Annotated in this window: 11 protein-coding genes and 2 tRNA genes; 2 read left to right on the forward strand and 11 right to left on the reverse strand. The window is 44.7% G+C overall.

Translation table 11 applies throughout. The features are described 5' to 3' along the window. Positions 1-89: 89 nt before the first annotated feature. From B2866_RS06060 to leuS, 7 genes are all read right to left on the reverse strand, one after another. Positions 90-165: transfer RNA gene (locus tag B2866_RS06060), tRNA-Lys, on the reverse strand. Between the two features lie 156 nt (positions 166-321). Next, positions 322-397, reverse strand: a tRNA-Lys gene (locus B2866_RS06065). 389 nt (positions 398-786) lie between these two features. After that, the gene (locus B2866_RS06070; protein WP_296191599.1) at positions 787-2,781 is read right to left on the reverse strand and encodes a MacB family efflux pump subunit; all 1,995 of its coding nucleotides are present in this window, start codon (positions 2,779-2,781) and stop codon (positions 787-789) included. A gap of 102 nt (positions 2,782-2,883) precedes the next feature. Further along, entirely contained in the window at positions 2,884-4,284 is a 1,401-nt protein-coding gene (locus B2866_RS06075; RefSeq protein ID WP_296191601.1) for an efflux RND transporter periplasmic adaptor subunit, read from the reverse strand. Positions 4,285-4,532: 248 nt separating this feature from the next. Then, positions 4,533-5,621, reverse strand: coding sequence for a DNA polymerase III subunit delta (locus B2866_RS06080; RefSeq protein WP_296191603.1), 1,089 nt, complete (start codon positions 5,619-5,621; stop codon positions 4,533-4,535). Between the two features lie 151 nt (positions 5,622-5,772). Continuing rightward, a complete protein-coding gene (locus tag B2866_RS06085) occupies positions 5,773-6,492 on the reverse strand; it encodes a hypothetical protein (RefSeq protein WP_296191605.1) in 720 nt (239 codons plus the stop codon). Positions 6,493-6,589: 97 nt separating this feature from the next. Beyond that, positions 6,590-9,289 (reverse strand): leucine--tRNA ligase, encoded by a 2,700-nt coding sequence (gene leuS / locus B2866_RS06090; RefSeq protein WP_409520859.1) that lies wholly within the window; start codon positions 9,287-9,289, stop codon positions 6,590-6,592. 227 nt (positions 9,290-9,516) lie between these two features. On the opposite strand from leuS, the gene B2866_RS06095 reads away from it, so the two are divergent. After that, complete coding sequence (locus B2866_RS06095) at positions 9,517-9,888, forward strand: arsenate reductase (protein ID WP_193030776.1); 372 nt, start codon at positions 9,517-9,519, stop codon at positions 9,886-9,888. A 97-nt stretch (positions 9,889-9,985) separates the two neighbouring features. Beyond that, the gene (locus B2866_RS06100) at positions 9,986-10,345 is read left to right on the forward strand and encodes a hypothetical protein (RefSeq protein ID WP_068406558.1); all 360 of its coding nucleotides are present in this window, start codon (positions 9,986-9,988) and stop codon (positions 10,343-10,345) included. 91 nt (positions 10,346-10,436) lie between these two features. On the opposite strand, the gene argB is transcribed toward B2866_RS06100, so the two are convergent. The 4 genes from argB to mgtE form a co-directional block, all read right to left on the reverse strand. Further along, entirely contained in the window at positions 10,437-11,348 is a 912-nt protein-coding gene (gene argB / locus B2866_RS06105; protein WP_296191609.1) for an acetylglutamate kinase, read from the reverse strand. A gap of 120 nt (positions 11,349-11,468) precedes the next feature. After that, positions 11,469-13,217: a phosphomannomutase gene (locus B2866_RS06110; RefSeq protein ID WP_296191611.1), complete on the reverse strand. Its 1,749-nt coding sequence runs from the start codon at positions 13,215-13,217 to the stop codon at positions 11,469-11,471. A gap of 131 nt (positions 13,218-13,348) precedes the next feature. Next, the gene (gene dut, locus B2866_RS06115) at positions 13,349-13,813 is read right to left on the reverse strand and encodes a dUTP diphosphatase (RefSeq protein ID WP_068406547.1); all 465 of its coding nucleotides are present in this window, start codon (positions 13,811-13,813) and stop codon (positions 13,349-13,351) included. A gap of 149 nt (positions 13,814-13,962) precedes the next feature. After that, complete coding sequence (mgtE, locus tag B2866_RS06120; RefSeq protein WP_296191614.1) at positions 13,963-15,366, reverse strand: magnesium transporter; 1,404 nt, start codon at positions 15,364-15,366, stop codon at positions 13,963-13,965. Positions 15,367-15,423 lie beyond the last annotated feature (57 nt).

Raw genomic sequence — 15,423 nt, forward strand, 5'->3', positions numbered from 1 at the left:
ATGAAAAATGTCCATTACACCAAGCTTCACTAAAATAAAAAGCGCATAAAAAAAAGCCCAATCATTAAATGACTGGGCTTTCCTAAATATGGTGGGCCGACCGCGACTCGAACGCGGGACCAATTGATTAAAAGTCAACTGCTCTACCAACTGAGCTATCGGCCCTGAGAAGCGTTAAAAAATTGCATGACAATTTTAGCTTCGCAAGATAAATTTCCTTAAAGGGAAATTTATTAAAACTAGACATCAAAAACAATGTCTTTAAACTTATTACGCCACTACCGGATAGGGTAGCATACATGATAAGGATACTACTAAATATGGTGGGCCGACCGCGACTCGAACGCGGGACCAATTGATTAAAAGTCAACTGCTCTACCAACTGAGCTATCGGCCCTGAAGAGTATATAAAAAAAGCACTGCTTTTTTAGCTCTGCAAGATAAATTTCCTTAAAGGGAAATTTATTAAAACCAGACATCTAAAAAATGTCTTAAGCTTAATTTCTTTATTTATGGATGAACCAATATCAAAAGAGGCAATAAGCTTGTTTACCCGTTTAGATTATTTGTATCTCTAAACGTGAGAGCACATTATATATATAATTATGACAATTACAACCCCGAATGTTAAAAAAAGTGCAAATCGGTGTAAATTAATCTTATTTTCTTAAATTTAAGCATAAACTGACTTTTTTACACCTCAAAATCTTCTAAAAAAGATGTTTCGAGCGCTACTTTTCACGTCAGTTTTTAACGCTATCCTTCAACGTGAGTAATGAAATGATTCTAATCTCTAGACAGTGCTTCTACGGGATCTAATTTGGCAGCGTTACGAGCAGGCAAGAAGCCAAAAACAACCCCAATCAGCGTTGAGCACACAAAGGCGGCGATGATAGACGTCGGTGAGTAGATGACTTGGAAGCTATCTCCGCCGACGCGATTGATGATTTCACCAATGGCAAACGCCAGCCCAATTCCCAATAGTCCGCCTAAAATACAGACCAAAACGGCTTCAATGAGAAACTGCTGCATGATATCGCTTTGACGCGCTCCAACGGCCATCCGTACGCCAATCTCATTGGTGCGCTCGGTCACCGATACCAGCATGATATTCATGACGCCAATACCGCCAACGATTAACGAGATAATAGCGATGGATGATATGAGCAAGGTCATCGTTGCGGTAGTTGCTTCAATGGTTTGGCGAATCGAGTCGGAGTTACGGATGCGAAAATCGTCGGTACCGTGCCGGCTTATCATAAGCTCTGAGATGGCAGCTTCAGCGGCGGCGGAGGAGATATTGTTATCAATCAGCGCGACAAAACTTTCAATATAGGCACTGCCTATCAGCCGCGACATCATAGTAGTGTAGGGCATATAGAGCGTAGGCGAATCGACACTACGACGAAAGCCGCCATCGTTTGGCTCTAAGATGCCAATGACGCGCCCAGGAACGCTGCCTATGAGTAAGACTTCGCCAATCGGATTGGCATTGTCGGGGAAAAAGGTTTTATTGGCATTATCATCGATAATAATGTCTTGGGTACGGCGCAGGATACTTTGTTCATCGAAACCTTGACCTAGAGCTAACTTTTCACCGCTGACATCGAGATAGTCTTTACCAACGCCGCTAATGCTAGCAGCTTCTTGGATATTACGATAACGCACGTTCATATTGCTATTGAGCTGCGGGCTGACACTGACCACATAAGGTTGGTCAGCGACCGCTTGGGCGTCTTGCGGGGTCAGATTGTCATCGTTGTACTGCCGCCTAGGGTCGCCGTAGGGGTAGCCATCAGTGACGGTGATAGTATTGGTACCTAAAGAGCTGATATTGGACAATATCTGCTCTTGTGAGCCCTTACCGAGACCGACGACTGACACCACCGAAGCAATACCAATAATAATCCCTAACATCGTCAATAAGGTGCGCATTTTATGGGCGCGCATGGCCAGCAAGGACATTTTAAACGCTTCAAATAAGCGGTCGATAAAGCTGCTAAACGCGCTTTTACGGTGCTTATCTATGACAGCCGCTGGTTGTGGTTCTGCGTGCTGATAATCGTCATTTTTATAATCAGCGATGATATAACCGTCTTTGATTTCAATGACACGCTCAGCTTGGGCAGCAAGGCTAGGGTCGTGGGTGACCATGATGACGGTATGACCTTGGGCATTTAAATCTTTGAGGATTTGTACGACATCTTCACCCGATTTACTGTCAAGCGCGCCTGTAGGCTCATCGGCTAAGATGATATCGCCGCCATTCATCAGCGCCCTTGCGATAGAAACACGCTGCTGCTGACCGCCTGACAGCTGGCTTGGACGATTATTGACCTTGTCGCCGAGTCCTAAATCTGCCAGTAGCTTTTCGGCACGCTCGCTGCGCGCTTGCCCATCCATCCCTGCATAGACTGCTGGTACCGAAACGTTGTCGCGGGCGTTGATGTCACCCAATAAATGATAGCGCTGAAAAATAAAACCAAAATGCTCACGGCGTAGTTTTGCTAGCTCATCGGCATCTAGGCGGCTGACCGATTGACCAAATATTTTGTAGTCACCCGCCGTCGCTTGATCTAAGCAGCCCAAGATATTCATCAAGGTTGATTTGCCAGAGCCTGATTGGCCAATGATAGCGACCATTTCACCTTGATTGATGGTCAAATTGATATCATGTAAGACGCGAATGGTCTGCTCGCCAGCTTGAAACTCTCTAATCAGTCCTTTGACTTCCATCAAAGGCGTATCAGTGGCATTAGGAGTCGGGTCTTGGTTACTCATTTGCTATCCTGCTTATCTCAAATCAATATCAAAGCACATCTTCTGCTACGTCAGATTTAACGTGTGGTCTTTTATCTTAGACCATTTGCTTAGCGGTTTTGCCTAGAACATTCTGCCACCTGGACGGCCACCTCTACCACCTTTGCCTTTATCAGCACCTTCTTCGCCTAATATGACTTCATCACCTTTATTTAGACCGCTTAAGATTTCCGCATTGACACGGTTATTGATACCGACTTTAACCGTTTGCTCAACGACTTCGCCATCGGCTTTAAGGACACGTACCATCGCCGTCGTTGCACGAGAGTCATTATCTGGGCGAGAGTTATTATCGGCACTTGCGGCAGTATTAGCAGTAGCTGCGCCTTTTTTAGCATTGCTAGAATTGCGAGATTTACCGGTAGGCTGTAGGGCAGCAGAGGGAATAAGTAGCGCGTCTTTTGCTTGGTTGATGACGATATAGACTTGCGCGGTCATATCGATACGAAAGCGGCGCTCGGTATTGGGTACTTCGATATAACCGACGTAGTAGATGGCGGCATCGGTCGAGCTGGTGTCGCTGATTTTCTCAGGGGCAGGTTCAATCGCTTTGAGGGTAGCATCATACTTTTGGTCGGGATTGCCGATGATATTAAAATAGACGGGCAAGCCTGCTTTGACGTTAATGACGTCGGCTTCAGAGATTTGCGCATTGATACGCACGGTCGATAAATCGGCCAAGGTCACAATGGTTGGCGCAGTCTGATTGGCGTTGACCGTCGTCCCTTGCTCAGTGGTCACCGATACCACTGTTCCTGACATCGGCGCACGGATGGTGGTATAGCTTAAATCTTCCTTAGCCGTGCTAACGTTGGTTTGAGATTTACGTAATGCTGCCTGTTGGCTATTGATATTGGCCTCAGTTGTTGCAATCGCCGCTTTTGCGGTATCGATAGCAGCGCGGGCATTGGCAACAGCAGCTTGCGCAGTAGCAACTTTGGTCGCTTGCGTATCATAATCTTGCTGTGATATGGCATCGATAGCCAGTAAGCCTTGTAAGCGTGAGAAATCTGCTTGTGCTTGCTTTAATTCAGCTTGACGGCTGGCAAGATCCGCCTGTGCGCTTTTTAGACTTGCTTGACGACTTAGCGACTCGGCACGCGCGCTTTGTAGCGCCGCTTCACTTTGCTCAAGGCTCGCTTGCTCATTGCTTAAGTTATTCTTTTGTGTCACCTGATCAATCTGCGCAATTAAATCGCCTTTTTTGACTTCATCGCCGACGTCGACAAACAGCCGCGTCACTTCACCAGATACCTGCGCACCAACATCGACGGTATTTAACGCCTTTACTTTACCCGATGCCATGACGTTATTTTCGATATCGCCAATCTCAGCGGTCGCCGTTAGATAGTTGGGTGTGGTATCTTTTGGTTTAAAGGTTTTGTAGGCTAAAGCCCCTAAAGCTACGATGACAAGGGCAATAATGCCCCATTTAATAGCAGACTTTTTGCTCATTTTGCGCATGACAACAATCCAATCACAGTTAAATCAAGTGTAGCTATAGTAGAGGCTTAACGCCCAAAAGGGAATGGCAATTAGTTTGCGAAACGTTAAGAGGAAGAATTGTAGCGGTAATAATTATTAAATTTTAAACAAAAAAATAACCCTAAATAGAGGGTTAAATAAGAAAAAGTGATGAGTTGTTTAATAATAAATGCTTTAGATTATGACGCGGGACAGGAATACGTTTTTTTGATTGCTTGCCTGATAGTTTAATGTGCTTTAAACAGACGTTGCCCTGACAACTCAAGCGCTGCCTGCAATAATAACTCCCATGCAGGCTGGCGAATAAGCCCTTTAATCGCTTGATCACATTTATAAAGCAGGGCAGGCCAAGTGGCCGTTTGAGCTTTTGAGTGGCGGCGACAGGCTTGCTGGTACAAGCTTTGCTTACTACGCCAAATGCCAAGCGCTTGCGGGTCTTGGCCGTCTATTAGCTGCATAATCTGGCGCATGTCTTTACTAATCGCCCATAAAACCAAAGTGGTTGGTTCATCGGTGGCTTTAAGTTGAAATATAATTTTAGCAACTTGGGTGCTATTGCCAGCAAGCATGGCATCGGATAAGTCAAATACACTGAACTGGGCATCACTGACCAATGCCGCTTGTAAGTCATTAATATCTAATGCCACATTTGTCATAGACGCATTAGAGGGGTTGGCGGTATTAGCATTATAGTTAGTGCTGCTATCAACCTCTGCCATCAATTGCGGCGCAAATAAATACGATAGCCGCCATAAGGTTTGATAGGCACTGAGCAGATGATGTTCGGTATGTGACATCAAGAGTTGCCAAGCTTCTTGCGATAAGGTTAAGCCAAACTGCTGGGCTTGTATCTGCAATAACTGCTGACGCTGTTGTTCGTTATATAAATTACAGTCGATAATATGACCATATTGCGCAAACGGTGCAAACCATTTGCTGGTCTGCGCGCGTTTGTCTTGCTTTGGTGTGAGCCATAACAAGCTATGGCTATGCGCCCCTGCCTGCGCATCGATGGCAAAACGTTCGAGCTCGGCAATAACGGCTTTGTCAGGTTTGTGATTGCCCGTCACGATAAGCGCACTCGCATCATCGAATAAAGACTGACTACCAAGCTCTGACAACACTTCTTGCCAGCTCTTTACCGACATCAGCTCGATACGCTTAATAGCATAGTTTTGCGCGCGCCAATGTGGACGCAGCGCATCGATAAGCCATTGACTGAGTAACGGCTCATCACCGTGCGCCAGCCACAAGCCCGTTACTGCAACGGATGGTTGTAGCAGTTTTGGATAAGCTTGTATAAAGGTATCTTGCATAGAGAGAATGACACAAGGTTATGAATAGATGAGTAAAGCTGGTTATATTTAAACGCTTTAAATAGAAAAGCGTTTAAATCAAAGCGTCTAAATATAGGCAGTCTTAATAAGAATATTTTTAAAAATTAATTTTAAAAATAAAAAATTAACATTAAGATTTTGGTACTATCACGGCAGTAGATACTGAACCTTTACCATTTTGCATAGCTGATTTGGTGCTATTAGGCGCAACTTTAGGTAGAGCAATTGCTACATATTGATCGGTAATTCGGCGTGCTAAGCTATCGTAAAGCCAATCACGAATTTGGTCGCCTTGCTGATCATCGGTACTTACCGATGCTTCGTTATACTGGTAGCTACGTTCAACTTGGATAGGGTTGGTCAGTGTTACCGGTTTGCCATTCTCGATGCTTTGATAGCTAACATCAGCTGACATTACCAAGCGAATCTCTGTTAAGACACCAACTAACTCGTAACGCTTAAAGCGGACATTGTTCACGGTGATTGCCGCGATAGGTTCAGCGCCCGCTTTTTGGTTATTGTTAGCCACATCTGCCAAAGTCATGTTATCAATGACTTCGACCCCTAACGCTTTTAAGCGACTAACAAGCGGCAGTTTTAATGGAAATGAGGTGCGATTGTCTTCGATAATCACCGCGGTTTTGTTGACGTCAAACAACATCGGTGCATCATAGCTGCGTAGCTGAAAGCCGCAACCGCTGAGGCTCAAACCTGCGCCCAATACCGCAAACATTGGCAAGGCGGTCAGTAGCGCTGTTGCCAGCTTTTGCGCGCTTGATTTATAAGTCATGGTGCTTTGTCCGTTTGATTTTGCTTGCTGTACCTGCAAAGCTCGGTGCTGATACGACATAATCGCTATCCTTATTTTGATAAGAAGACCCAAGAAAGAGAGTTTGAAAACGCCATGATTGAATTCACAGCGTTTAAAAACCCACTCCTTAAAAGGTCTAGCCTGCCACCACGATATTAACCAGTTTATTCGGTACGACGATTTCTTTTTTAATCTCGCCAGTAAGGAATTTTGCCACGCCTTCAAGCGCTTTTGCTTGCGCTTTTAGCTGCTCAGGATCGCTATTAGGTGCGACATCCATTTTACCGCGCATTTTACCGTTCACCTGCACCACCATGGTAATCATATCTTGTACTAGAGCGCTTGTATCGACTTCTGGGTAGCTTAGGGTAACGGTATCCATTCCTAACTGCTCAAGCAAATGCTCACCGATGTGCGGCGCGTATACCGATAAGATAATCAATAAATCAATCAGTGCTTCGTGCTGTACTTGCAGGTCTTGCTCGCCGTTTGCTTTAAAGTTAGCAAGCTCATTGGCAAGCTCCATCAAGCTAGAAACTGGCGTATTAAGTGCCAAGCGTTTACCCAAATCACTATCAATCTTGCCAATGGTTTCATGGGTTTTACGGCGTAAGGCTTTGGCTTCTTTGCTTAAGTTATCGGTATTTAATGCTTCATTATTAAGCTGCTCAAGGCTTAAATTGGCAGCAGCAAGCGCTTGCATGTGCTCGGTCGCAATACGCCAAACTTTTTTGACAAAATTATAAGGGCCTTTTAGCGCGTCGTCTGACCATTCAAGGGTTTGGTCGGCAGGGGCGGTAAATAGCGTATATAAACGAACGGTATCCGCGCCATATTTATCAATGGTAAGTTGTGGATCAACACCGTTGTTTTTTGACTTCGACATTTTTTCGATTTTACCAATGGTCACCGGTTGACCGTCAGATTTTAAGATGGCTTTAATCGGCTGACCACGCTCGTTAAAGTCAATATCGATGTCTTCGGTGAAGTAATAAGTGGTACTACCATCGGCGTTGACGCGGTAGAAGGTGCCAGCAAGTACCATACCTTGGGTCATCAAATTGGCAAATGGCTCATTGCCTGATACCAAGTTTTCATCGCGCATGAGCTTATGGAAGAAGCGTGCATAAAGCAGATGCATAACCGCATGCTCGACACCGCCGATATATTGGTCGACCGGCAGCCATTTGTTGGCAGCAGATTTGTTAACCATGTTGGTTGTATCGTGCGGACTGGCAAAGCGCGCATAGTACCAGCTTGACTCTACAAAGGTATCAAAGGTATCGGTTTCGCGCTCAGCAGGATTGCCACATTTAGGGCAAGTGGTATTGACAAATTCTGGGATGTTTTTTAACGGATTACCGCGACCATCAGGGACGACGTCCGTTGGTAGGACGACTGGCAAATCTTGCTCTTCAACTGGTACGGTACCGCAATGCTCACAGTTGACCATTGGGATAGGGCAGCCCCAATAGCGCTGGCGAGAAACCCCCCAATCGCGCAGACGGTATTGGATTTTTTTCTTGGCAAGCTGTTGTGGCTCAAGCTTAGCAAGCATCGCTTCAAACGCCTGCTCAAAATCCATACCATCAAATTCGCCTGAGTTGACCAAGGTATTGCGCTCGGTATAAGCGCGATTGTCATTACCTTCTTCAGCGTTATCAAAATAGCCTGCTGGAATATCAATGACTTGTTTAATAGGCAAATTGTATTTAGTCGCAAACTCGTAATCGCGCTCATCATGGGCAGGAACCGCCATTACCGCACCTGAGCCATAGCTCATCAGTACATAGTTGGCAACCCATACGGGCACTTCTTCGCCAGTGAGCGGATGAGTGACATTAAGGCCGGTATCCATGCCGATTTTTTCCGCTTTGGCCAAATCAGCTTCAGCAACCGAGCCTTTTTTACACAGCGCATTAAACTGGGCAATCGCCTCATCTTGTTCAGCGGCATATTGTGCCAATGGATGCTCGGCTGCGACCGCGACATAAGTCACGCCCATCAAGGTATCAGGACGCGTCGTGAACACATCTAAGGTATTGCTTTCGCCAGCCAGCTCATAAGGGAAATGGACTTCCATACCGGCACTACGGCCAATCCAATTGCGCTGCATGGTGATGACTTCTGATGGCCAGTGACCTTCTAGTTGATCTAAATCATCAAGCAGCTCATCGGCATAATCGGTGATGTTAAAGTAATACATCGGGATATCGCGCTTTTCGACTGCCGCGCCACTACGCCAGCCTTTACCGTCAATGACTTGCTCATTGGCTAACACGGTATTGTCGACTGGATCCCAGTTGACGGTGGCAAGTTTTTTATAAACCAAGCCTTTTTTATATAATTGCAAAAATAACCACTGCTCCCACTGGTAATACTCAGGGCTACAAGTGGCAAATTCGCGTGACCAATCAATAGACAAGCCAAGCAATTTAAGCTGCGCGCGCATGCTATCAATATTGGCAAATGTCCATTTGGCAGGCGGCGTTTGATTGGCAATCGCCGCGTTTTCTGCTGGCAGACCAAAACCATCCCAACCCATTGGCTGCATGACCTCATAGCCTTTTAGGCGATAATAACGGCTTAGCACATCAGAGATGGTATAGTTACGCACGTGACCCATATGCAGCTTACCGCTTGGGTAAGGGAACATCGACAGCATATAGCGACTTGGCTTGTCACTTGGCTCATTACTGACTTCAAAACGCTTGTCAGTTGCCCATTTGGCTTGCTGCGCGGCTTCAATAAGTTGCGGCTGATACTGGGCGTTATCGATAGAAGTATTATTGGTATGGGTAGTATTAGCAGTTTCTGCTGTCACGGCGTTGCTCATAGTTGGCTCGGAATAGGTTATTACAGATAAATTGGGTAAAATTTTACAATGCCATAGCATAGCGTAATTTGGCAAAAATTGCGACGATATGATAGAGCGTTTGCTCACCGTAAAGGCGATAAATCTGCAAAGTGAATACGCTTATGACTGTTTTCGTCGTCATAAACCACATGCTGATGTCAGTTAGGTATAATAACCAAAATAATGATCATTGATTTGGAGTTTTTATGACCATCACTATTTACGGCATCAAATCTTGTAGCACCATGAAAAAGGCTTTTACTAAGCTTGATGAGCTAGGCGTTAGCTATGACTTTCACGATTATAAAAAGCAAGGCATTGATAAAGAAAGTGTTCAACGCTGGATAGAAAGTTTAGGCATTGACAAAGTATTGAATAAACGCGGCACGACTTGGCGCAAGCTGACCGACGAGCAAAAGCAAGCGGCCGATAGCGATGTGGATAACGCCATTGATTTGCTGATAGAAAATACCAGTATGATTAAACGTCCGATCGTTGAAGGTCAGCTGGTAGATAAAAATCAGCCAATACTATTATGCGGTTTTGATGAAGATGAGTTTGTGGCAGCTTTTTTATAAATAAGTGCTCATAAAAACGCTATCAGTTTGGCAAATTATAAATTATTATTAGAATTAAGTTTGCTGGCTCATCATATTCACGGACGAGGATAGGATTATGAAAAAATTAATATTGATAGCAGCGTTAGCGTTAGCGCCTTTATTAACTGTCACCGCGCAAGCTGCTGATACGTCAACCAAGATTACCTTTGCTAAAGACAGTTATTGCGGCAATTTTAGTGGCAACCTCAAAAACGGCAAAGTATTTCGTTTATGGTTGCTGCCCGATCAAAAATTAGTGATTCGTAACGTCGGTGACGACCAAATCAGTGTCGCTTATGTCTCAGGGCCAGATGGTCGCTTAAATGGCGATCGCTACGAAAATGAAAACTCTTATATCACCCAGCGTAAAGGCAATCACCATATGAAAGTTTATGGTAATAGTAGCCATAGTAATGTAGAGTTTTGCGCTTATTAAACGATTCTAAATTAAGCAGCTTTGATAAATAAAAAGCCTGAACTTAAATGTTAAGATCGGGCTTTTTTATATTAAAAATTACCACAGCTCGCTAGCTCATTGACGAATCCAAATCGCGGCTAATCAAAGTACCGACGCCTTCGTTGGTGAAAATCTCTAACAGCGTGGCATGCGGCACACGACCATCGACGATAACGGCACTTTTTACGCCGCTACGTACCGCATCAAGCGCACATTGAATCTTAGGAATCATACCGCCTGAAATCGTACCATCTTCAATAAGGCTATCGACTGTCTTTGGCGTTAATCCAGTGACGACTTCACCGTCGCGTCCCAATACCCCTTTGATATTAGTCAGTAGCATGAGCTTTTCAGCTTGCAAGAACTCTGCAACTTTACCCGCGACCAAATCGGCATTGATATTATAAGTATTGCCCTCAGAATCAACCCCAAGCGGGGCGATAACAGGGATAAAATCAGAGGCAATCAGCATGTTAATCACATCTTTATTAACGCTGACCACATCACCGACAAAGCCTAAATCAACGGGAACCGCTATACCATCTGCGCCGATTTTTTCCATCATTAGCTTTTTAGCTAGGATTAAATTGGCGTCTTTACCCGTCAGACCAATCGCGCGTCCACCGTGCTTGTTTATTAAGCTGACGATAGATTTATTGACGCTACCGCCGAGCACCATCTCAACGATATCCATAGTGCTTTTGTCAGTCACGCGCATGCCGTCGATACGATCAGATTGACGACCAAGCTCTTTTAACAAATTATCCACTTGTGGACCACCGCCATGTACGACCACAGGATGCATGCCAACGGTTTTTAATAAGACGATATCACGGGCAAAGGAGCTTTCAAGCGCAGGGTCGGTCATGGCATTGCCGCCGTATTTGACGACGATGAGCTTATCAACAAAGCGTTGAATATAAGGCAGCGCCGTGGTTAATACTTCTGCGGTAATTTTGGCTTCATCCAAATTAAGCGTCATGACAAGCTCCTAAAAGACAGGGTTAAGCGGTGGATTGATTAAGAGTTTCTGTTTCTCTTTGGGGTTCTCTAATAAGACGTTCTCTAATAAAATAAATGGTAAAAATCAGTTAAATACTACCTACTCAGCAACAATAGCCAAAATTTGTCTGGCTAAATGCTCGTTAAATGGGCGGCATAAAGCGGCGAATCTTGTTTGGATATCGGTAAGGTCGGCGATGCTGTCACCAGCAAAGCGCACGGTCAGATTTTGACTGGTATTTGATTGCCGTAATACGCCAAACCCGCGCGCAAAATCCAAACGTACCCCATCGATACAGCTAAGCTTGGTACCCATTGGTAATAACGCTTGCGCCTGCTCTAAAGTGGTAGATTGGCTTTGCTGCGAGCATGTACAAAGTGACGGCGCACAGGCGACCACAGCTTGCGGGTCTAGTTGCTCAATAATGGCAGTCGATGTCGCCTGAACCAATTGCTGTAAATACTGACAAAATCTTGCCAGTTGCTGCACGATGGAGCAATCAGTTACCGCCGACTCTGGTAATGGTAAATAATGGTCAGCGGTACTAACGATAACCGGTAAACCTTTAATAATATCGGCTAGATTGGTTGTGCGAGTTGGCTCGTTGCCTTGAGGTTTTGCCAACCAATGCAGCAATCGCAATGCCGCATACATGGCGTCATCATAAAGTATAAAGCGGCTATCATTAAAAATAAAATGCCCAGATAACTCACCAGCAAAGATTATTTGACTGTCAGAATCTTGCATTTGTTGGCGCATGAGGCTGCTGCCGGTTTTACTGAGCACAGGCGTGGCGCCAATTTCACTGATGAGCTTGGGTAGATGATGACAGCATTTAATATCAAAAAGCACGTGCGCGTATGGTAGCGAAGTCTTTAAGGTTTGCGGGCGCTCAATAACCGCTATTTTTGCTAATAAATACAGCAGATGGTCAGGCGTGACGACTTTGCCCCGATTATCGACCACCATTAACCGATCGCCATCACCATCAAAGGCGATACCGATATCTGCCTGATGCAGCAGTACGCTTTGCTGTAATTGCTTAAGACGCTGCGGCTCAGTCGGGTCCGGATTGCCAGTAGGAAAATCACCGTTTGGTGTGTCATTCAGCATGATGATATTTTGGCAAAAATGGGCAAATAAAGGCTTGGCGATATTGCTGGTGGCGCCATGCATACAATCAATCACCACCACTAAATCAAGTTTGGAGGAGGGTGGTTGACTATCTTTTGCGTTATGGCTATTTGACTGATTGCCATGCTGATAGATTTGCTTAAAAACTTGTGTAATAGCGTCGATATAAGCGCTGGCAACTTGCTTAGTAGGTAAATGCTGCTGTTTATGATAAATAGGCTTAGCAATGTTGCTTAAAGACTGATTTTGAGTACTATTAATAGTTAGCTGCTCATAGAGCACTTGAATGTCTGCACTGCTAGGAGAGATATGATTGACTAACCATTTAACCCCTAAAATATCTTTAGCAGAATGGCTGGCAGTGACGATAATGCCATGCCCTTGATATTGCTCCGCCCAAAAAATCATCATTGGCGTGGTAACAAGACCTAGTTGAATGACTTGAATGCCTTGCTCGGACAACATATCAGCAAGTGTCTGCGCAATGGTATTGCTATCACAGCGCACATCATAGCCAATGACAACGATGGTTTTTTCGTTAGCAATTTGGTTATTACTTTTATTAATATTTTCGTTATTAATGCCTTGCTGGACTTGATAAAGATGCGCAAAAGCGTGCCCCAATGCATGAATAAAGTCAGCAGTAAAATGCTGGCGCGACCCACGAATATCATAAGCACGAAATAAGGAGTGCTGCGCAGCAAAAGATGGCATCGCTTACTCTCCTTATAGTCGTAATAAATGGGCTAGTGGTGAAACAAAAAATCGCTGATTATTTTTATTGCTGCGATTGATGCTAAATAAAAATCCAATGATGCTTAATGTTTAATGCTTATATTCAATACTTACTGACGACCAGAATGGCCAAAACCGCCTGCACCGCGTGCGCTGGTATCGCTAAATTCTGCCACCACTTCAAACTCAGGACGAGCAACCGGTACAACCACATATTGCGCCATACGCTCGGCAGGATTTAGCACAAAATCTTCATTACTGCGATTCCAAATACTAACCATCAGCTCACCTTGATAATCGGCATCAATCAAGCCAACCAAATTACCCAAGACGATACCGTGCTTATGACCGAGACCTGAGCGTGGTAAAATCATGCCCGCAAAATTGGGGTCTTGAATATACACCGCAAGGCCAGTGCCTATTAAATGCGTGGCACCCGCTTTGATCGTCAACGGTTCATCAATGCAAGCACGTAAGTCGATACCTGCGCTACCATCGGTGGCGCGCGTTGGTAGCGAGAACGCTTTATCTTCAATAATTTTAGGGTTTAAAACTTTAACTTGTACAGCTTGCATAACGCACTCACTTAACGATGTAATGGTTGTATAAACGAAACGGGTCACATTTTTTACGTTTAGGTTTTAAATGCTTAATAGCAACTATTATTATGATAAATAGCTGCTGATTGCTTACTTTTGGTTTTCAGATTTTCATAGGCGATTGACTAAAGAATCAGCACGCTTGCCAAACCCAAAAACGACATAAAGCCGACGATATCGGTCACGGTGGTCAAAATAACCGAGGCAGATAGCGCAGGGTCGATATTCATACGTTTAAGCATCAGCGGAATACTAATGCCTGAAACGTTGGCGGCGGTCATATTAATCGCGATAGCAAGACCAATAACGGCGCTGATTTTAATGTCATGAAACCACAATTGGGCAATAATCGCCATGATTATCGCCCATATGATACCGTTTATCGCCCCAACCCACAGCTCTTTATTTAATAACCATAGGCGATTAGAGCCACCAATTTGACCCATGGCCATACCGCGAATAACCACCGTCAGCGTCTGCGAGCCTGCAATTCCGCCCATACTGGCAACCACAGGCATAAGTATCGCTAACGCCACAACCTTTGCTAATACTGCTTCGAACTGTCCAATTACAGCGGCGGCCAATAGTGCAGTAAATAAATTAATACCGAGCCAAATACTACGGCTCTTGGCACTGGTTAAAATAGGCGCAAACAGCTCTTCATCTTGGCTCACACCGGCAAGGTTTTTCATGGTGCTATCGACATCATCTTGGATAATTTCCATGATGTCTTCGCCATTTAACTGACCGACTAGCTCGCCATGACTATTAATCACTGGCGCAAAGCGGATATCTTCTGAACGAAAAATCGCCGCCGCATCTTGAATATCCAAGCGATCATTAACAGTGATGGCACTATGAATCAAATCAGCGACTAAGGTGCTTTGGTGGTTTTTAATCAAGTCCGCCAGACTTAACAGGCCAAGCAGTTGCTGGCTTTGGTCGACGACCAGCAGCTCTTGGCTTTCATCGTCGAGCAAATCAGCATTTTCTCGCAGCCAGTTTTGTACTTCTGCAAGAGTGATATCATCCCGAATCTGAATAAGGTCAGGATCCATATAACTGCCGACTTCCCAGTCTTCATAGGTATCGAGCTTATTAACCTGCACTCGGATGTCTTCATCCAAGGTTGCCATTACCGAGGTACGCACACTTTCGGTAACGGTATCTAAAATCTCGGAGATATCTTGCGCATCAAGGTCTTGGGTAAACAGCGATATCTCTTTTGAAGATACGTTCTCTAATAGCGGCTGGCGGGTATCAAACTCTAGCTCTGCAAGTACTTCACCTTTGATGTCTTCTGGTACCTGCGCCCAAATCAATAAGCGATTTTGGCTAGGAAAGGATTCAAGTAAGCTGGCAATCTCATATTCTGATTGCTTTTCTAGAAACTCAGTAATCGCCGCATACGCTTTTTCTGCTACCAATTCTTGCAAATATAATAACTTATATTCGCCGCTTGCTTCTGCCGGATTATAGTCAGCCTGTCGTGTCATTGGTCGTTCAGGATTCGGCGTCGAGGTGGGCATAAAATTTCCAAGTTTTTAAAAAAGTATAAATACAAAATTATGCTTACCGCTTATTTC

The sequence above is a fragment of the Psychrobacter sp. UBA3483 genome (assembly GCF_002377905.1).
In the GTDB taxonomy this organism is placed as follows: Bacteria; Pseudomonadota; Gammaproteobacteria; order Pseudomonadales; family Moraxellaceae; genus Psychrobacter.